The sequence below is a fragment of the Vibrio sp. D404a genome (assembly GCF_030248535.1).
Taxonomy (GTDB): Bacteria; Pseudomonadota; Gammaproteobacteria; order Enterobacterales; family Vibrionaceae; genus Vibrio.
In genome coordinates, this window is record NZ_JAHGAJ010000022.1 from 41,775 (window position 1) to 61,274 (window position 19,500).

Consider the following 19,500-nt stretch of genomic DNA (forward strand, 5'->3'; position numbering starts at 1 on the left):
ATAGGAAAACACAATGCTACTCGGGTACGCTTCAATCGCCATTACATTACTGATTTGGGCAGGGTTCTTTTTGTCATTAAAAGGAGGAGCCATTTCGGTATTAACCTCAGCAGACATCGCACTGACTCGCTTTTTAATCCCGTCACTCCTTCTTTTTCCTTTGGTGTATAAAGCGCGTCATAAGATCGCATCGGTACCTAAAATCTACCTAATCGGTATGTTCATCGGTTGCGGACTGCCCTACTTACTGGTTACGAGTTCAGCTATGCAGTATGTGCCTGTTGCTCAAGGCAGTGCACTCGTACCAGGCACGTTGCCACTGTTCGTTACCATGATCGCAGTGCTCTTTTTTAAGCAGCCACTGAGCCATCATCGTATTATCGGTTTCGCGCTTGTGATCACTGGTATTGTTATCTTTTTATTCACTAGCTTAACTATGCATGAAGGACACACTAGTGACTCATTAATTGGCTCTGAGACATTGGGCCAATTGCTATTTCTGTTTGCCAGTTTAATGTGGGCAATATTCACAATTTCAGCGCGAGTTGCGAATCTGAATGCCCTCGTTGTCGCGGGCTTAGTCAGTTTGATGTCGAGCATCCTATTAATAGCTTTAATCGTCGCAGGAGTGCTTCCTAGCTATCTATATGAACAACCGATGACCCAGTGGCCAGTGAACGAACTACTTACGCACAGTGCAATTCAGGGCGTGGGAGCTGGGATCATTGCAGCAGCCTCTTACTTATACGCGGTGCAGACGCTTGGCGCTGAGCGCTCTGCTGCATTTGGAAGTTCAACACCTGTAATCGCTACCCTACTGGCCATCCCAATTTTTCATGAAGTTCCTAGCATCAGTAATTGGGGTTCTCTTGCACTGATATGCAGTGGCAGCTTACTCGCGAGTAACATGTTTCTAAAAAAAGACACCTCACTCGATTACCAGCCACCAGCACATCAAGCACATCAAGCACATCAAGCACAATAGCGAATACAGTAATAATTCACTTTTGATCAGGTAGTTTCTCATTTAAACTGGTGCACCTTTTTGCAAAGAAGAGAAAGTCATGCAACGCGATTACACACTCAACTGCCTGATCACAATGCCACGTCACGAGCTAGAAGAGTTCAGCCTAAGAATGATCCATCGTCTGGTACCAGAAGATGCTATGAATGAACTGTTCACCTTCGAACAAGAAGAAGTGACCAGTGAAGAGCGTATGCAGTCAGCTAAATTTGACGCGATGTTGCGCATGACCGCAATTGCACTGGGTGAGGTTAACCTAGCATTCTCTGAATCTGAAAACGCTCAACAGAACATTGATCGAATGACTCGTCTACTGCTTTGGCATTTCTACTCAATCTCATTCAACCTAGAAGAAGCGATTGCGATTGAGGTTCATTGTGAAAAAGTTGAATCGATTCTGAAAAATGCGCCGAAAGATGCCTTTGGATGGGTGAAAGAACTGACTGAGCTGCTGCACTTCTACGCGAAAGTGAATGAGCAAAACGAAGAAAAATAACTGTATTGTTTGAGGTAGGGTTTCACTTTATGGATAACCCTACAACCAGTTAGCCCACAATGTGCGCCGAGGGCAGATAGAAACTTTGTTTAAAGGTATTATCTGCCTTTGTTGTTTCTAACACACTGTGATGAAGCATAAGTATCGATTGTACTATACGCGTACCAATACCAAGTGAACCTTTCGCAGCAGAGTTATCGACTTGATTTTCAATCGTCACTCTAATTCGTTTATCCTGTGCGCCCTGCTCCACCACGATATTGAGCTCGCTATCTTGTGGAGCATGTCGAATCGCATTTTCCATCAAGTTAAACATCAAACGCTCTATCAGATTTTGCTCACCCACAATCGAAACCGAATCTTCAGCTTTCACATTCAGCATAATGCGTTTTGTGGTTAACTGATTCTTGAACGTCTCCTCACACAGTGTCAGCAAGTGATTGAAATCAATGGTTCGATATTCATAGGTTGGCAATCCTTTCTCTTGCTTGGCGGTATCTAACAATGAGTTGAGTTGCTCAAACAGTTTATTACTATTTCGATAGGCGACATCGATAAGTGGATCAGACTCAGGATGTTGTAACTGCCACGTTTCCAAATACCCTAACACACTTGATAGCGGTGTCTTTAAATCGTGACTCAACTGAATCAATGTCTGGCGACGCTGAGAAGATTGGTACTCTAGGTGTAGAAATTGCTGCTGTATGTGTTTCGCCATCAATTCATATGATCTTGCAACGGGCACCAGTTCAGGAACCTGCTTAGTAAAGTCCGGCTCCAACCTAAAGTCATGTTCCGCCTGTTGCTGCAATTTATCTGTCACTTGCTGAATTGGATTAAGTAAGCTTCGTTTGACGAGCATATAAGCACCAATCGCAAAGCCCAAAATAGAGATTAAAACCAGAGCAGCCAGAGCGATGTACGATGAGTCCACTTGCGCATCAGCGATTACCGCATGTCGATTACTGCCAATCAGAACGTATAAATACCCAACGGTAGAGCCTAACTCTTGTATAGCAGCGACTGAGAACACTTTAGGATCTTCTGGCGTGCGAGGATCTTCGCCCAATATTGGGTATGCCTCATTGGATAAAAATCGATGTATCGGTTCGAGATCTACATACTCTTGCAGCTGAGTGCCCTCTGGCGCGGCATGCGTGGTGATCTTACCTTGAGCATCGAGAAAGTAGATCTCAAAATCGGGGCCGATCAGCATCAAGGTGTGGAAAATACTTTTGAGCGCAACAGGATTATAGTCGGTACCCACCATGAGCGGGTTATCGTCACGCATATGATGAGCAAGGTCTTTATGCAGGCTCTGTTTGGTTCTTTGCTCAATCGTCTGTTTTTGCCAATGATAGGTAAATCCAATCGCCACACTGGCTAACAAAAACCAAATACTGGTGAACGCGACCAGTCTCGATTTAAAGCTCATCACATGACCTCCTTTTCCCTTTGTGAAACGACTGAAAACCACAGATTTTGCGTGACCAAAGGATGTGTGTACAAACAGGCTAATACTTAGAGTGAAACTTATAACCAACGCCCCAAACTGTTTGGATATAGTTCTGCTCACCATTCTGAGTCACTAACTTGCTGCGCAGACGGTTGACGGTGCTACACACGGTGTGATGGTATCCAGCATGATGGGTATTCCACACATGATCCAAGAGTTGATCTTTGCTATACACGCGTCCGGGCTTGGTCGCTAAAAAGGACAACAAAGCAAACTCCATTGCCGTTAAAGGAACTTCTCGACCATCAAGCAACACTTGGTGAAGGCCCGTATCTATGACCAATGGACCAAAAGACATGGCACTGTCATCTTCACTGGAGTTTTGCGGTGACGGCTCTTCATGGTTGATTCTCCGAATCACATTACGCACTCGTGCTTGAAACTCTAGTACGCTAAATGGCTTGGTTATGTAGTCATCAAGCCCGGCTTCTAGCCCAGAGACTTTGTCCATCTCGCTGTCTCGTGCAGTGAGCATCAGCATCGGTGTCCAATCTTTCCTTTTTCTCACTGAGCGGCAAAACTCAACACCATCGCCATCAGGCAGTCCGCGATCCAGCACCACAAGGTCAAAATGATTCTCCTTGTAGATATGCTGTGCTTCTTGGATGCTCGCCACTCTGCACACCTCTTGCCCTTGAAAACGGAGGTGCATAGTGACCAATTCGGCGAGATCGTCATCATCCTCAACCAAAAGTATCTGCGCTGTCATGTTGTTTGCTGTTGTGTCCATAATTCAAACCATGCTCCAGTGTCGTTCAATTCTATTCGACCGGAACATGGAAGGAATTATTTCATTATGTTGCTCAATATTTATTCGAGGCGAGTAATCGTTAGACGTGCGCCCGGGTTTAAGAAACGATGTGTCGCGCTCAACGCTGAGCTTGTTAACCCATCATCTTGGCTTATGACACCGGAATGGAACGAGACTGCATCAGAATCATCTCGCGCAGCATTAAAGCCTTCACCACCACCAGCAGGACCCGGAATAGTAGCTGCTGATTCACTGTTCGCTTCAGTACCAGAGTCCCAAACGTCCATATTCATGGTAAAAGACTGGCCTACAGACAAGGTTTTGATATTAATGCCCGACTCACCAATAAACGCATCATTGGTATTAACTAACATAGACGCTAACGAGAGGTACTTTGCCTGCTTATAATTTAAGGTTAACGTGACGGTGTCACCCTCACCCGGTAAGATAAGGCCATTACCTGACACTCCCTGATAGACACTGCTATCGCTGTTCATGAGATCAATTAGCTGTGAATTACTTCCCCCTTCCGCCAAATACTCAAGCTCTGTCGAAGCGCTAGAGCCGATCTGAAATAGATCATAATTGCCGTCGTGAGTTAATATGGCCAGTGGTGACATGGGTTGACTTGGCGTTAGGTTGGTTACCGTCACGCTATAACGATAGTACTGCTCGTTATCATCACTAGGACAGCCAGCGAGTACCCCAACGGAAGCCGCTATGGCTAGAATACGTAATTTCATAACCGCCTCCTATTTCACTTCAATTGTGATGGTCGCCACAGGGTTTAACCAACGGTGGCTACTGTTATCAAGATCGCTTATCCCGCCAGTCGCGTTGTCATCACCAATGTTTCCGGGATGGATATGAACCTTATCGTTCGATACTGTTGTTTCAACGCCAGTACCGTTAGCGCCAAACGTGATGAACCCCGGGGTCGGCATACTGCCAGCAAGCTCGTCATTTGCTTCCGTACCAGCATCGTAGCCGTTTAAGGAGACTTTATAGGTTCCCGCTTCTTCAGGGATCTTCCAGCTATCAAGACCGACAAATCCATCATTGGTCGGCAACAACATTGCGCCAAGCGATAGGTATTTCAAATCACCGGTATTGATTGTGAGCGAGGTACTGACACCCGGGTTTAGAATTCCGCTGGCAGGGTTTTCTGACACCACACCACCAGCATTAGAGATGACACTTGAAAGCCCAGAAATATCGCCACCTTCCGCCATAGACTCCAGCTCTGCACTGGCGGACTCACCCGTTCGGAACATGAATAAGCTCGAGTCATGTGCCGCAACAAGGATCGGTGTAAAGTAAATCCCTTTGGTTGCATTGGTGATTGAAATATCCAGTTCAGCGGCATTAAGCGTTGAAGCGGACATAGAGAGTGCAAGCGTAGAAAATGTGAGTGCGAAAACTTTTTGCTTGTTCATAATGATTCCATCCTAGTTTCGCTCATTGAGCGGGTTATGCCTTTATCAAAAAATGGTCTTCGACCGTGGTGTTGATAATTAGGATGGCGAGGAGATCTATCAGCCTCTTCATTCAATTCTCATAAAAATCTCACAAGTTTCTATGTTGTATCTCACGCGCTTTATCTACCGGCTTAACCTGCTCATATACCAAGCGCCAATAAAAAAGGCTCAGTGATTGATTCACTGAGCCTTCGGCTATTCACGGTATTGCTAGAGTGAGTCACTGTATTAGCAAAGTCATTAACTCTAGCTAAGTGCTTTCCTCACCAACTATATAAGCCGTTGGTGGGAGTTATAGGTAGTTTGCGTCTACCAATTCGCTGACTTCTACTTTGCTTACTTCTGCGCGCGCTTCAAGCCACTGAGCAACTTGTAGCTGCTCTGCTTCTGTTACTGAACGGTAACGCTCTGTCGCACATACGAAGCCTTCAAATAGTTCAAGACCACCGCCGCCAAAGCACAGGCCAATGCCATCGATAAAATCAATAAACTCATCGATAAACACATCGTACTGATCAAAGTCAGTGATAGATGTTGTGCAGCTTACTTCAAAACCTAAAATGGCGAACTCACCTAGGTAAAGCTTTTTACGTAGACGACGGTTCTTGTTTTCGATCTTATCTAATTTCATAGCAATCTCTCTTTCATTGAGTCACCCATTTATCTTGGGGATATAAGCATTTATACACACTAGCAGACTAATTCCAAAGAGATTTATAAGGCATTGAGCCCAAAAGCGTAATATTCGTGCTACAGCAACAAAACCTTAATATAATTTATAAAAATGTGTCACTTACTTCCATCAGGATTAGCTCCATATTGAAACTATTACTCTAATAACCAGATCAATCTCAATAGGAAGCAAACTCATGAGCAAGGAAACATTCGATAGCCGCCGCTTTAATAATAGCGATAACAAGCCTTTTGAAGAGGTGCTAGAAGCAAGCCTATCACGTCGTAGTATTCTTAAAGGCGGCTTGGGTATCAGTGCAATGACTGCATTTGGTGCTTTCGGCCTTGCCGGTCACAGCGCTCCAGCTGCAGCCTCTTCGGCTTCATCACCAGCAAAAAGCACAGCTCAACTCGCATTTGAATCGGTAAAAGGTTCGCTAACGGACAGTGTTGTCGTCCCTAAAGGCTATGTGGCTCAAGTACTGGTTCCATGGGGAACGCCACTTAATGCACAAGGCAACGCATGGCGTGCAGATGGCAAAAACAGTGGTGATGACCAAGCTAACGCACTCGGCATGCACCACGATGGCATGCACTTCTTCCCACTTGATGGCAACAGTAACGATGGTCTGCTTGTGATCAACCATGAATACATTGACCAAAAAGCATTACACCCGAATGGTCCTACCTACCAAGATGGCGCTCGTACTAGCATTGATGAAGTTCGCAAAGAGATAAATGCACACGGTGTGAGTGTTGTGCGCGTTAAGCTAGAGGGTAATCAGTGGGTTATGGTCGACAACGATCCATTGAACCGTCGCTACACGGGTGCAACAACGATGGATCTTGCAGGTCCGGTTGCTTACACCGACCTAGTGAAAACCAAATACTCACCTGACGGAAGCCAAGCTCGCGGCACACTCAACAACTGTGGTAATGGCTACACGCCTTGGGGCACTTACCTAACATGTGAAGAAAACTGGCCAGGCTATTTCGTCAATAAGGGTCAAACCACGACGGCACAAGAACGCATCGGCATTGCGACAGACAAAACACGCTACGGCTGGGATACGCTTGCAGACAATTCTGAAGAGAGACTGGATGAGTTCTCTCGTTTCGACGTCACACCTAATGGAAAATCAGCGAAAGACGACTATCGTAACGAAGCGCATGGTCATGGATACATTGTAGAAATCGACCCATACACGGCGAACTCACGTGCGAAAAAGCGTACTGCATTGGGCTGTTTCCGTCACGAAGGTTGTACCTTTGGTAAATTAACCGAAGGTCAGCCAGTGGTGTTCTATTCTGGTCACGACTCGCGTTTTGAATACCTTTACAAGTTTGTTTCAGATGCGAAGTGGGATCCAAAAGATGCGAAGCCAGAAAACCGACTTGTTGCTGGTGATAAGTACATGGACAAAGGCACGCTCTATGTGGCTCGATTCAACGAAGATGGTACAGGTTCTTGGTTACCGTTGACGCTAAACAGCATGGCTGCGAAAGGTGGCAAGCTGTCTGACACATTTAATTCTCAAGCTGAGTTGATTGTAAATACTGCTGGCGCCGCTGACCTTGTTGGCGCAACACCGATGGATCGCCCTGAGTGGTGTGCAGTTGACCCAATGACGGGTACAGCTTACCTCACGCTTACTAACAACACTAAGCGCAAAGAGCCAAACTCTGCGAACCCTCGCATTAACAACAAGTTTGGTCATGTCATTCGTTGGGATGAAGGCAAAACCGCAGACGCGTTCCAATGGGATATCTTTGTGTTTGGCTCACCAGCGGTTTCCGATCCTAAGATCAACCGTTCAGGCCTAAACGACATCAACCAATTTGCTAGCCCAGACGGATTGGCGTTCGATGGTCGCGGTATTCTGTGGATTCAAACCGATAATGGCGCAGATGAAGTGACTCAATACACCAATGACCAGATGCTAGCGGTCGTTCCAACTCAACTGACGGACGACAATGGCGACCACGCAGTGATAGGTGCGGAAAACCAAAGCGAATTAAAGCGCTTCTTTGTTGGCCCTAACGGTTGTGAAGTAACGGGATTCACTATCAGCCCTGATTACAAATCTCTGTTTGTAAATATCCAACACCCAGCGAACTGGCCAATGTCGGATGATGCAACCGCAGAAACCAAAGGCAGTGTTCGCCCAAGAGCTGCAACAGTAGTTATTCGTCGTGAAGATGGCGGTGAAATCGCGGTTTAAAACTACGTAGTCCACCTAAAAGCAAAAGGGCGATGGATATCGAATCCATCGCCCTTTCTAATTATGAAATCTACAATATCAGCTCACAAACAGCCACACACCAACGCCCATCATCAATGTGCCAGCGATACGGTTCATTAGACGAACGTTGTCTGCTTGTCCTAGCAAATGCTTCAAGCTCTTACCACCTGTCGCGTATAGCGTCATACAGACAAACTCTGATACCAAGATAATAGAAACCAGAATAGACAACTGAGGCACTAACGCCTTAGAGCTATTAATGAATGGCGGCAGCAGAGAAATCATAAATGCCCAGCCTTTTGGGTTCGCGATTGCTGTCACGAAGCCTTGTACAACGAGATCCCAATCATTGCCTGTCGCTTGATTCTGATTATCGGTACTGATCGCGAGTTTACCTTTCGAGCGCCACATTTGAACACCGAGGTAAAACAGATACGCAGCACCGACAAACTTAAACCCAGTGAATAACCAAGGGTAGTTAAGCATGATAGACGCGATACCTAAGACCGCTGCCACTGATACCACACCAACGCCAACCAGTTCGCCCGCCATCATCCATAATGTACGACGATAGCCGATGCTCATCCCTAGCGTTAACGCTAGCGTCATACACATACCCGGGGTGATTGAGACAAAAAAGAATGTTGGGATAAATGCTAATAACAGTGCGCTATCCATAGTACTACCTTACTTACGCGGACGAGGTGAGCTTTCTCATCACCTATAGAGGAAAAAAGAGCCACATGATGTGGCTCTTTCGCTTTCATTAGAACAACCGCACTACTTACGACGGTTTTTGATGCGCTTCATCATAGCAAGACGACGCTCAGCGTTCGCTTGGTCTGGCTTCTCTTCGTTCGCATTGTTCTTACGGCCTTGGCGGTTCTTATAAGCCGATTTTGTGTTTAGCTTCTCAATGTAAGCATCACGTTTCTTCGGTTCATAGCCTGGCTGTTCAACACGACGAATACGTTGTTGAATCAGTTTCTCTACTTGCACAACCGTCAGTTCTTCTTCACGATTTACAAAAGAAACCGCATGACCTTGTTTACCTGCACGACCAGTACGGCCAATTCGGTGAACATAGTCTTCTGCTAGGAATGGCATGTCGTAGTTGATTACGTGTGGTAGGTCTTCGATATCTAGACCACGCGCCGCAACGTCCGTTGCTACCATCACACGGGCTTTACCTTCTTTAAAATCATCCAAGGCACGACGACGAGCGCTTTGTGCTTTATCACCGTGACACAGTACCGCTTTGATACCGTCAAGTTTCAGCTCTTTAACCACTTCATTCGCGGTTTCTTTGTAGTTCACAAATACCAGAACTTGACGCCAGTTCTTACGGCCAATCAGCTCAGAAAGCAGTTCAGTTTTGCGCTCTTGATCCACTGGGTAAACCACGTGACCAACGGTTGCTGCCGTCGAGTTTTCACGCTCAACACTGATGCGCTTAGGCTTACGCAGAATATCAACAGAAAGCTGGTTAAGTTGAGTCGATGTTGTTGCTGAGAACATCATGATTTGAGGTGACGTCTCAACGTCTAGCATGATCTTACGTACTGCATTGATAAAACCCATATCTAGAATACGGTCTGCTTCATCAAAAACAAGGAACTCAAGGTTCGAAATAGAGAGATTGCCCTCTTCTAGGTGCTCTTCTAGACGACCCGGCGTTGCCACAAGGATATCAACACCAAGATCTAGTTGGCGAACCTGTGATGACATCTTATTACCGCCGTATACAGCCGCAACACTTAGCTCGGTGTACTTAACGTAATCTTTGATGTTTTGCGCGATTTGCGCAGCCAATTCACGTGTTGGAGCAAGAATCAACGCACGAGCAGTACCACGTGACGCCTTGTTGCCGCTGTTCAACAAGTGCTGAATAACAGGTAATGAAAACGCAGCTGTTTTGCCCGTACCCGTTTGTGCCGTAGCAAAAATATCATGGCCTTTACGCGCCATTGGGATCGCTTTTTGTTGAATAGGTGTGAGTTTTTCATAACCACACTCAGTCAGCGCTTTTACGAGTTCAGGAGCAAAACCTTGAGAGGAAAATGACATTGTTACGAGTTCCTTAAGCAGACAGCCTACATTTTTATTTCAGCCGAGCACTATAAAGTAATTAGAGTGATTTATCTCACATTTATCGTGATATAACGCAAATTTTATCACTCTAATTGGCACTTATTGAGAATAGAGCCCAACAAGTGCCATTATTGCTTACTTCAAGCCGCACAGTTTGAGCAATACCTGTTCAAGGTCTGCCCAAGGCATGAGTTGTGAATCAATCACTTCCAAACGAGATTCAAAGCCGTCTAGCGTGATTTCATGGACAGAAACGACCTGATTGGCAACGTTAAATGCGTAACAACCCTGATCGGTATTGACTACAGCTTTCACCCTTTCAGCTTGCAGTGCAGAGAACATTGAAAACAGCTCGTCAAAGTCGAACTTATGCTCTGCGCCAAACAACCAACCACAGCTAAAGTAGCCCTGACCTTTGTTCTCTTTGCGGATAAAGGCTTCACCCGGTGGTAACTCAAACTGAGGCTCTTGCTCAGCATGTTCATGATGATGCGCTTCAATGCTAGATGATGCGCTACCGTGAACTCGCTCAATATCGAGCACCTCTAATGGTACTTCGCCATCGTGAATCAGTTTGTGGAACACCTTCGCGGGCTCTTGATTGGTTACCCAATCATTAAACGTATCGATATCTTCAGAGTGAACAAGATCGACCTTAGTCCCTAAGATAACGTCTGCACTGTCCAGTTGATCATTGAAGTTTTGATTCGAGGTGTACTTCTCATCTGATAAGTAGCGTGGATCAACCAGACCTAATGTCGCTTTCAAATCAACATAAGGTGCGTACTGCTCTGATGTCAGTGTCGCAATCACTTGTTTTGGGTGGCCCAGCCCGGTAGGCTCGATTAAAAGGCGATCAGGTTTTTGACGCAATAGTGCATTGATGCCAACCGACATAGGAACACCCGCAGTACAACACATACACCCGCCAGGTACTTCTTTAATCATCGCACCTTGGTCAGTCATTAAGGCGCCATCAATACCAATTTCACCAAATTCGTTAACCAATACCGCCCAGTTTTCATTTTCTGGTTTGTTTTTCAGCAAGTTTAAAATCGCGGTTGTTTTACCCACACCGAGAAAGCCAGTAATAATATTGGTAGGAACTCTGTTCGTCATAGTCCATTCTCCTTTTTTAAGGAGTATATAACGATTATCAAAGGTTTGTCCGCAATGGATTCATAGCACACGATAGGAAGAGAGAGTTGTCTAAGGGTTAGGTTAGAGAGGCTTATTGAAGCTTTACGTGAAAGCCAACGATAGGGTTAGATGAAAAATTTCCGATGCTCCAAATAGACTAAAGGCGCACTTCGGTAGCGCGCCTTACCCTCGTTACTCAATCGTGAGTTCGCGAATCAGGAAGTCGTAACATCGACCTGAACAGTTAACGAGGAACTAGATAATTTTCTTTTGAATCCATCCAAATTGTGTGTAAAACCTCACTTCTCCTTGCGGTTCGTTATGTTGCTTTACGCTTTAACTATGGTTCATTTTTACAGTAATTCAAGTTACCACTAGAGAAACGAGCAAAATTGTGACGGTGATTCCACTATATTGTTCATAGCTCTTATCTATCTAATAGACTACTTTCATAAATGAAATTCAACTTTGCATCTTTGTTGCTATAGGATAAACAAGGGAGGCGTATAATTTACGACACCCCCACAAAACCAACTCTGGAGCCCAGTTTCAATGACCAATAGAGAGAAAATAAAGCAGTCCTTTTTAGCAAAAATGCCAAGGGATGCTATCAACCAATTTCTCTCTAGAGACAAAACCCCTGTATCTGTTCTAATTCTCTCTTGTATTGTCGGTATCCTTGCTGGTTTAGTTGGAACTTACTTCGAAGTTGCCGTTCATTTCATCACAGAAACTCGTACCGATTGGCTAAAAGACGAAATTGGCGGCTACTTACCACTCTGGCTAGCGGCCTTTCTTATTAGTGCTGCATTCGCCTTTATCGGCTATTTCCTCGTTCACCGCTTTGCTCCTGAAGCCGCAGGGTCAGGTATTCCTGAAATTGAGGGCGCAATGGACGGGATGCGTCCGGTTCGTTGGTGGCGAGTTCTACCTGTAAAGTTCTTTGGCGGTATGGGCGCACTCGGTTCTGGTATGGTGTTAGGTCGTGAAGGTCCGACGGTACAGATGGGCGGCAGCATCGGTCGCATGGTTACTGACATCTTTCGTGTAAAAGATGATGATAGCCGCCACTCTTTACTTGCCTCGGGCGCAGCAGGTGGTTTAGCCGCTGCATTCAACGCGCCACTAGCTGGGATCATGTTCGTTGTTGAAGAGATGCGACCGCAGTTTCGTTACTCACTTATTTCGATCAAGGCCGTCATCATTTCGGCCGTTTCTGCCAACATCGTATTTCGCTCTATTAACGGACAGTCGGCTGTTATCACCATGCCTCAGTATCAGGAACCTGAGCTGAGTGCGCTTTGGCTGTTCTTACTACTCGGCGTATTGTTCGGGTTGTTTGGCGTCATTTTCAATAAATTGATCACCCTTTCACAAGACATGTTTGTCGCAATACACAAAAACGACCGTAAACGCTACCTGATTACAGGTACGCTGCTTGGTGGCTGCTTTGGCTTATTGCTTCTCTATATTCCCGAGTTAACGGGTGGTGGTATTGGCATCATCCCAAATGTCACCAACGGTAATTACAGTACCAACATTTTACTACTTATCTTTTTAGGACGTGTGCTTACCACGCTACTCTGTTTTGGCTCTGGCGCACCGGGTGGTATCTTTGCCCCTATGCTTGCACTCGGAACACTCTTTGGTTACGCATTTGGACTTATCGCTGCAGCACTCTTTCCTGAGCTGACTATAGAACCGGGGATGTTTGCGATTGCAGGTATGGGGGCACTATTCGCCGCAACTGTGCGCGCACCGATAACAGGAATTTTACTGGTTATCGAAATGACGAATAACTACTACCTTATCTTACCCTTGATCATCACTTGTCTAGGTGCCGTAATCATTGCTCAGGTGCTGGGTGGTCAGCCGATATACAGTCAACTACTAAACCGCACATTAAAAAACGAGAAATTAAGACAACAAGATCTCCCTCAGCAAGAGGAAGTGCGCTAATAACAAATGACTCATGAATCAAAAGCACACATTCAACGTGCTTAATGTCCCGATTTCGCATCAAAATCTAAAAAGCAAACGTTAAAATTGGTATCATCCACTCAAAATTATTTGAGTGCCCTCAACATCTATTGAAGGCATAACTGCACGCTCTTAATAGAGCAATAAACCTAATCTTTAATAATAAGTAACTAAGTTGGAGCAAGTCGTTGAACTGGAGAAGATTAACCCAAGTAAAAAATGTGCCGCCATCTCAGGCGTCTTTAGCACTTGGTGTTATTGGATTGGGACAAGCATGGGCTTTATATATTCCAGGGGTTGGTGAAGCCATTCGCCCTTACCTAGCTTCGCTTGGCGCACTACTGTTGCTACCAGTTTTACTTCGTTACCTAACCAGTTTTAATACCTTCATCAACGACATTCGCCACCCGTTAAGTGGAAGCTTGATGGCTCCTATGAGCATGGCACTGTTGATCCTGTGTGACTATTTAGCCGAAATATCACCGATAGTCGCCTACCCTATCTGGTTCTGTGCCTTATTGCTTCACTTTACTATGATGGTGTTGTTCTTCAGTTTTCAGATCATCAACTTTAAAATGTCAAACATCGTTCCAAGCTGGTTCTTATACCCAGTAGGTTTGATTAGTAGTTCGTTGGCGGGCACACAGTTTGGTCACACCGTATTTTCAGAAACACTCGCAACGACCTGTATAGGTATCTACTTCTTCTTACTTCCTGTGGTGCTGTATCGCTTGGTGTTTGAGGGAAACTTGCCTCGCAGAGCACGACCTACACTGGCAATCATGGCAGCGCCAGTAAATTTATCGCTCGCGGCTTACTTGGTTAACTTCGATCATCCAGACCCTATTCTAACGGGTGCTTTAGCTGGCATCGCTATCACAATGACGCTGCTTATCTACCTGTGCTACATCCGCTTAATGCGATTGAAGTTTCAGCCATCAATTGCCGCAGTCACTTTCCCTTCGGTTATCAGTGCGGTAGCGATGCACCGACTCACCGAGTTTTTCGGCGCTGAATACCCACAATGGTATTGGTTACACAACTTTGGCTTCTTTGAGCTGACCATCGCTACGATTCTGGTCATTTGGGTATCAGGTGGTTACGTCAAAATGTACTGGCCCGAGTTATTTAACCCCAGGCAAATGATTAAGAGAGCGAAACGCACTTAAATTCTGAGCTCCCAAGCAACGTCCATTATTGCTACAGGGTTAGAGACTAACCTTTTAGCCTCAATACAATCATGGCGCCTTTATGGTCGGTATCATTGTACAAGATTGGGCTCACTTGAATTTCAAGGAAGTAGGTTTTATCCGGTTCACTCAATTTGCGGATGTTAAGCTGACCACTGAATTCGCTGTAAGTCTCCAAAGCTCGGTAGAGCCAGTTGGCTACGCTTGGTGCATCATCATCGACGCTTGCAAACAACAGTTCGAAATCTTGTTGATAGAGCTCTTTTGAATCAATCTTCAACCACTCAGCGGCTGCTGGGTTGCAATAATCTACCTTCCCTTGCGCATCAACGGTAAAGATAAAGTCACTGATCGAGTACAGGAGTAGTTGGCTAAATTGGTGCTGTTGATAGAGGTTGTTGTAGATCTCGCTGAATTTTTCGCTAAGAACGCCTATCTCTCCATGTTGCGAATAGGAGTAAGGTTTAAGATCTTCTGCTAATTGGGATCCGTCGACTTGATTAAGCCAATCAACTAGCCCCTTGATTGGTCGCGTGATCGTCGCGCGCAAGATCATGAGCAGAGTAAAAGTAAGTAACACCAATAAGATGATTTCTGGTATCAACCAGCGCCATAAGCTTGCCATCAAGAAAGGATCGCGTTCGATTTCAACCTCTGCAAGTACCGGCAGGGTTAACTCGCCTGAGAGAAATAAACTGTAGGTTCCCTTAATAGCATCATCTCGAAAAACAACCTCTGATTTTTTAACGCGCCACGCATCACGAAACACAATGGTCGTTATCTCATCAGGTTGGCTCATATTGACGAGGTTAAAGGACTCACCGATATCACTGCTGATTTTATCCAGCATTCTCTGGTCAATTTCGCGGAAGACCGTTACTCGTCCATTGCTTGGTTGATTCCCGGAGTTGTCACTGACCTCATGGGATACAAAGGCTAAAATCCGTCCTTTTAAGAAAACACTTCCCCGTTGAACCTTTTTGCCTTGAAGCATGGTGCCATCTTTGAATTCATTCCAGAGTTGAGAGTCGGTGATAAAATCGTAATTACTGATTCGATAAAGTGGTTTTCCTTTGGCGTCATGAACAATTAACCCATTGAGATGAGCGATGTTTAAGGTGTCCATGTCCAAAGAACTCTTCACAAATTCGATGGTTGGGTTGTCGACAAAGCGGTACGTGTCGTCCCAATAGGCATAATCCATTGCCAAGTGCTCTATATCGTCAATATGAGCACCTAGTAAATTAAGGCCAATCATCATCGACTTTTCAACGCGCCTTTCTTCCGTACCCTTTTTCTCTTGAAACCCAGCATAGAGTGATAAGGTCGTCATAACACCGAAGGTAAGCGTCATAGCAAACACAAAAATGAGTACCAAACGTCTTTCAATAGAGTGGTGCCACTTCATACGACTTTCAATGCTCAATGGATGCCTCGAGATATTAATAGTTTGATATACGGTTAGCCGCCAGTATAAATTCAAAGCAACCTGTATTCCATACCATATATCTCAAATATTGGTCGCCCATGTCTACCTTTTGCCCCAAAGAACAAGTAAACATGCTGAAGATGGCAAACGACGATTCATAAGAGCTTCGTATGCCACAGTGATTGCAGATATTTAGGAAATCATGCGCGAGAAAGCCAAAGCAATAAAAAAGGCCTCACACGAGTGAGGCCTTGGACAAGAAACTATCTAAATTAGAATTGAGAGTGAGGACCAAATACCTCGTAGTGAACACGAGAACGATCAATGTTCAGCGCGTCTAACTGTTCAACGATATTCTTCATGAAACCCACTGGGCCACAAATGTAGAAATCGCTGTCTTCGAAGCCCGCAGCTTCGCTCACTTGCGATAAGTTCATCTGCCCTTCCAACACGTTTTCGCATTCCGTTGAAGGTTTGTTCATATACCATGTTTTCGCAGACCAACCCTTGTCTGTCACAATATCTGATACGCGCTGAGTAAATGAGTGTTGTTCCGCTTTTTCACAAGCGTGAAGGTAAAGTACAGGCTCTTGCTTCTGCTGCTTACTCAAGTACTCCAGCATTGATTGCATCGGCGTTACGCCCACACCTGCTGAGATCAAGGTTACTGGCTTTTGGCGCTCTTGGTAGAAGAAATCACCTGCTGGAGCGTAAAGCTTCACTTCATCACCTACTTCTACAGAATTGTGTAGGTGGTTAGAAACTAGACCTGAGAGCTGGCCGCCCTCACCTTCACGTTTAACAGAAATACGATAAGTCTCACCGTTCGGCATATCTGAAAGCGAGTACTGACGAATCTCGTTGTTTGACGCACCATCAGGTTTCACTTCAATACCGATGTATTGACCCGGAACGTAATCCAATACTGGGCCATTATCTTTTGGTTTGAATACAAAGCTCTTAACCAAATCGGATTCTACAATCTTTTGTTCTACGACGAAGGTTCGTGCAGCTTCCCAGCCACCAACAGCTAGTTTGCGCTGCAGGTAAAGCTCTCCTTCACGATCAATAAAGATTTGAGCAAGGAATAGGTAAGCTGCTGTCCAAGCCTCTTCGACTTCAGGTGTGAATGCTTCTGTTGCTAACTCACGCAAGGTCTCAATTAGGTGATGACCGACAATTTGGTAGTGTTCTGGTTGAATGTTGAAACTGGTGTGTTTTTGAGCAATACGCTCAACAGCGCCCTGTAGCGCAGCTAGGTTTTCAATGTTCTTTGCATATGCAGCGATCGCTTCAAACAGCGCAACACCTTGGCGACCCGTTTGTTGGTGAGTCATATTGAAAATGTCTTTCAACTCGGGGTTATGAGAAAACATACGTTGATAAAAGTGTGTTGTTAACGCTGGGCCTGCACTCTCAAGCAGTGGGATCGTAGACTTGATGATTTCGATATGTACATTGTTAAGCATGGATTTACTCCGAACACTGAGCCTTGTGACATGTGTGTCACTTTGACTACCTTTAAAAAATAAGAATGACTGTTCGACTTTCTGAGATCTAAGTTATTTTGACTTGTTTTTATTTCAAAAAATCACAAAAACCAATTAATCAACATCGATTGATTGAGATCAAAAATACATCAATAAATCATTGGTATAATTAGCTTTCGATGTCTCTATTGCACATTCAATGCCAACTTCTCCAACTCCCGCCATCATTAGCTTTCAAGCAAAAACACACTTTATAAAAATGTCAAAAAGACCTTTTATTTGAGTCATTAAGACTCTATCATGTATATATACCCACACAGTTAGAGTGACTTATGCAAGATATCTCAGCATCAACCCTCATGGAAATGACCATTGGACTCGCCAGCGGTGTCAACGACCAAGACAGATTCAACCGTCTTATCGACGCTATTCGCAAAACGATCACCTGTGACTGTGTGGCTTTATTGAGCCTTCAAGGTGATACGCTCGTCCCTATCGCAATGCAGGGCCTCAGTAGAGACACCTTTGGTCGACGTTTCATCATTTCAGAGCACCCACGTTTTGATGCTATCTGTGCGTCGAAGACACCTGTGCGCTTCGATTCTGACAGCACACTTCCAGATCCCTTTGACGGCTTACTTATCGATCATGATGGCGATCTTCCTATGCACGCTTGTATGGGCATCCCACTCTTGTTTGGCGACAAACTGCTTGGTGTACTCACCTTAGACAGCTTGACACCGGATGTTTTTGCTAACATTCCAGCACGCAGCCTAGAAGTTTTGGCTGCGATTGCCGCGTCAACCATGCAGATGGCCCTCACCTTCTCACAGCTAGAGAATCAAGCTAAGCAATCTAAACAATTGTTAGAAGAGCTGAATGAAGAAGCTTGGGAACGTGAAGGCGGCGAACTGATTGGTAAAAGCGACACCATGATGGCTCTTAAAAATGATATCGCTGTGGTTGCGCCTTCTGAATTCAATATTCTTATTCATGGTGAGACTGGTGTGGGTAAAGAGCTGGTAGCTCGTACACTTCATCATCAATCTGCTCGCAAACGCAAACCTCTGGTCTACGTAAACTGCGCGGCTATACCTGAAAACTTAGTTGAAAGTGAGCTATTCGGCCACGTGCGTGGTGCGTTTACAGGTGCAGACAAAAACCGTTCAGGTAAATTTGCTCTGGCCGATGGTGGTACTCTGTTCTTAGATGAGATTGGCGAATTGCCGCTGGCAGCACAAAGTAAGCTACTTCGTGCACTACAGAACAATGAGATCCAGCCTGTTGGTCAAGACAACATTCAAACCATTGATGTGCGTGTTCTCGCAGCAACCAACCGAGATTTAAAGCAAGAAGTCGAAGAAGGTAACTTCCGTGCCGACCTTTATCACCGTTTAAGTGTTTACCCGATTGCAGTACCAGCACTTAGAGAGCGTGGTGATGACACAAGCCTACTCGCTGGTTTCTTCCTAGAACAAGCTCGACGTAAGCTTGGCATTAACCAAATCAAGTTCCGCTCAGATGTGCTCGTGTTCCTTAATCGTTATAGCTGGCCGGGTAATGTGCGTGAGCTTGAGCATGTAATTAGCCGTTCTGCTCTCAAGGCACTGGCAAGAAGTACCAACAAACGCCTAGTGACCATTACGAAAGAAGATTGTGGTCCACTTGATCAAGAGCTGTCACTTCACGCTGCAGCGACTAGTTCTCAAGCTCAAGGCACTATGACGGCTCCTGAGGTTGATCTATCTGAAGGGTTACGTGGTGCGACAGAAGATTTCCAAAGAACCGTTATCACGGATGTTCTTGAACAAGCGAATTTCAACTGGGCACAAGCCGGCAGAACATTGAAAACGGATAGAGCGAACTTAACTCGATTAGCCAAGCGCCTAGGACTTAATGTCGCTAAGTCTCACAGCATTGAACGGACGAAATAGAGTTTCACAATTGTTACGAGCATCTTTCTAGACTTGTGTATATAATGCTGCGAATTGTAATCCTAA

The 19,500-nt window shown here is 45.2% G+C and carries 16 protein-coding genes; 6 read left to right on the forward strand and 10 right to left on the reverse strand.

What is annotated here, in order from left to right:
* The first annotated feature begins 13 nt into the window (after positions 1-13).
* Together KI655_RS14050 and KI655_RS14055 are read left to right on the forward strand one after the other, a co-directional pair.
* The gene (locus KI655_RS14050) at positions 14-985 is read left to right on the forward strand and encodes a DMT family transporter (RefSeq protein WP_285406085.1); all 972 of its coding nucleotides are present in this window, start codon (positions 14-16) and stop codon (positions 983-985) included.
* Between the two features lie 79 nt (positions 986-1,064).
* On the forward strand, positions 1,065-1,520 hold the full coding sequence (locus KI655_RS14055) for an exoribonuclease R (protein WP_285406088.1): 456 nt from the start codon (positions 1,065-1,067) through the stop codon (positions 1,518-1,520).
* Between the two features lie 49 nt (positions 1,521-1,569).
* Here the strand turns inward: KI655_RS14055 and KI655_RS14060 are convergent, their stop codons facing one another.
* From KI655_RS14060 to KI655_RS14080, 5 genes are all read right to left on the reverse strand, one after another.
* Positions 1,570-2,955 (reverse strand): HAMP domain-containing sensor histidine kinase, encoded by a 1,386-nt coding sequence (locus KI655_RS14060; protein ID WP_285406090.1) that lies wholly within the window; start codon positions 2,953-2,955, stop codon positions 1,570-1,572.
* A 79-nt stretch (positions 2,956-3,034) separates the two neighbouring features.
* Positions 3,035-3,766, reverse strand: a complete 732-nt coding sequence (locus KI655_RS14065) for a response regulator transcription factor (protein WP_285406093.1) — start codon at positions 3,764-3,766, stop codon at positions 3,035-3,037.
* Between the two features lie 80 nt (positions 3,767-3,846).
* Positions 3,847-4,530 (reverse strand): spondin domain-containing protein, encoded by a 684-nt coding sequence (locus KI655_RS14070; RefSeq protein WP_285406096.1) that lies wholly within the window; start codon positions 4,528-4,530, stop codon positions 3,847-3,849.
* 9 nt (positions 4,531-4,539) lie between these two features.
* Positions 4,540-5,223, reverse strand: coding sequence for a spondin domain-containing protein (locus KI655_RS14075; RefSeq protein ID WP_285406098.1), 684 nt, complete (start codon positions 5,221-5,223; stop codon positions 4,540-4,542).
* Positions 5,224-5,557: 334 nt separating this feature from the next.
* A complete protein-coding gene (locus KI655_RS14080; protein ID WP_032552676.1) occupies positions 5,558-5,896 on the reverse strand; it encodes a YggL family protein in 339 nt (112 codons plus the stop codon).
* 238 nt (positions 5,897-6,134) lie between these two features.
* On the opposite strand from KI655_RS14080, the gene KI655_RS14085 reads away from it, so the two are divergent.
* Entirely contained in the window at positions 6,135-8,159 is a 2,025-nt protein-coding gene (locus KI655_RS14085; RefSeq protein WP_285406104.1) for a PhoX family phosphatase, read from the forward strand.
* Positions 8,160-8,237: 78 nt separating this feature from the next.
* On the opposite strand, the gene KI655_RS14090 is transcribed toward KI655_RS14085, so the two are convergent.
* The 3 genes from KI655_RS14090 to KI655_RS14100 form a co-directional block, all read right to left on the reverse strand.
* Positions 8,238-8,858: a LysE family translocator gene (locus KI655_RS14090; RefSeq protein WP_150869687.1), complete on the reverse strand. Its 621-nt coding sequence runs from the start codon at positions 8,856-8,858 to the stop codon at positions 8,238-8,240.
* A 102-nt stretch (positions 8,859-8,960) separates the two neighbouring features.
* Positions 8,961-10,247 carry a DEAD/DEAH box helicase gene (locus KI655_RS14095; RefSeq protein ID WP_285406108.1) on the reverse strand — a complete coding sequence of 429 codons (1,287 nt, stop codon included), beginning with the start codon at positions 10,245-10,247 and terminating at the stop codon, positions 8,961-8,963.
* 159 nt (positions 10,248-10,406) lie between these two features.
* Complete coding sequence (locus KI655_RS14100; protein ID WP_285406111.1) at positions 10,407-11,390, reverse strand: GTP-binding protein; 984 nt, start codon at positions 11,388-11,390, stop codon at positions 10,407-10,409.
* Between the two features lie 573 nt (positions 11,391-11,963).
* Between KI655_RS14100 and clcA the strand changes: the two genes are divergently transcribed.
* A complete protein-coding gene (clcA, locus tag KI655_RS14105; protein WP_285406114.1) occupies positions 11,964-13,370 on the forward strand; it encodes a H(+)/Cl(-) exchange transporter ClcA in 1,407 nt (468 codons plus the stop codon).
* 209 nt (positions 13,371-13,579) lie between these two features.
* Positions 13,580-14,560, forward strand: a complete 981-nt coding sequence (locus KI655_RS14110) for a TDT family transporter (protein WP_285406115.1) — start codon at positions 13,580-13,582, stop codon at positions 14,558-14,560.
* A gap of 46 nt (positions 14,561-14,606) precedes the next feature.
* Here KI655_RS14110 and KI655_RS14115 read toward each other — a convergent pair whose 3' ends face one another.
* Together KI655_RS14115 and hmpA are read right to left on the reverse strand one after the other, a co-directional pair.
* Positions 14,607-15,989 carry a CHASE4 domain-containing protein gene (locus KI655_RS14115; RefSeq protein WP_285406117.1) on the reverse strand — a complete coding sequence of 461 codons (1,383 nt, stop codon included), beginning with the start codon at positions 15,987-15,989 and terminating at the stop codon, positions 14,607-14,609.
* Between the two features lie 293 nt (positions 15,990-16,282).
* Positions 16,283-17,479, reverse strand: coding sequence for an NO-inducible flavohemoprotein (gene hmpA / locus KI655_RS14120; protein ID WP_285406121.1), 1,197 nt, complete (start codon positions 17,477-17,479; stop codon positions 16,283-16,285).
* Between the two features lie 353 nt (positions 17,480-17,832).
* Here hmpA and norR point away from each other — a divergent pair, with 353 nt between their 5' ends.
* Entirely contained in the window at positions 17,833-19,434 is a 1,602-nt protein-coding gene (gene norR, locus KI655_RS14125) for a nitric oxide reductase transcriptional regulator NorR (protein ID WP_285406124.1), read from the forward strand.
* The last annotated feature ends 66 nt before the right edge of the window (positions 19,435-19,500 follow it).

Excerpts from the sequence above, each read along its gene's own strand:
- KI655_RS14085 (WP_285406104.1), top strand. The coding sequence starts at position 6,135 with ATGAGCAAGGAAACATTCGATAGCCGCCGCTTTAATAATAGCGATAAC.
- clcA (WP_285406114.1), top strand. The coding sequence starts at position 11,964 with ATGACCAATAGAGAGAAAATAAAGCAGTCCTTTTTAGCAAAAATGCCA.
- KI655_RS14095 (WP_285406108.1), bottom strand. The coding sequence starts at position 10,247 with ATGTCATTTTCCTCTCAAGGTTTTGCTCCTGAACTCGTAAAAGCGCTG.
- KI655_RS14050 (WP_285406085.1), top strand. The coding sequence starts at position 14 with ATGCTACTCGGGTACGCTTCAATCGCCATTACATTACTGATTTGGGCA.
- KI655_RS14065 (WP_285406093.1), bottom strand. The coding sequence starts at position 3,766 with ATGGACACAACAGCAAACAACATGACAGCGCAGATACTTTTGGTTGAG.
- KI655_RS14075 (WP_285406098.1), bottom strand. The coding sequence starts at position 5,223 with ATGAACAAGCAAAAAGTTTTCGCACTCACATTTTCTACGCTTGCACTC.
- KI655_RS14055 (WP_285406088.1), top strand. The coding sequence starts at position 1,065 with ATGCAACGCGATTACACACTCAACTGCCTGATCACAATGCCACGTCAC.
- hmpA (WP_285406121.1), bottom strand. The coding sequence starts at position 17,479 with ATGCTTAACAATGTACATATCGAAATCATCAAGTCTACGATCCCACTG.
- KI655_RS14070 (WP_285406096.1), bottom strand. The coding sequence starts at position 4,530 with ATGAAATTACGTATTCTAGCCATAGCGGCTTCCGTTGGGGTACTCGCT.
- norR (WP_285406124.1), top strand. The coding sequence starts at position 17,833 with ATGCAAGATATCTCAGCATCAACCCTCATGGAAATGACCATTGGACTC.
- KI655_RS14100 (WP_285406111.1), bottom strand. The coding sequence starts at position 11,390 with ATGACGAACAGAGTTCCTACCAATATTATTACTGGCTTTCTCGGTGTG.
- KI655_RS14115 (WP_285406117.1), bottom strand. The coding sequence starts at position 15,989 with ATGAAGTGGCACCACTCTATTGAAAGACGTTTGGTACTCATTTTTGTG.
- KI655_RS14090 (WP_150869687.1), bottom strand. The coding sequence starts at position 8,858 with ATGGATAGCGCACTGTTATTAGCATTTATCCCAACATTCTTTTTTGTC.
- KI655_RS14080 (WP_032552676.1), bottom strand. The coding sequence starts at position 5,896 with ATGAAATTAGATAAGATCGAAAACAAGAACCGTCGTCTACGTAAAAAG.
- KI655_RS14060 (WP_285406090.1), bottom strand. The coding sequence starts at position 2,955 with ATGAGCTTTAAATCGAGACTGGTCGCGTTCACCAGTATTTGGTTTTTG.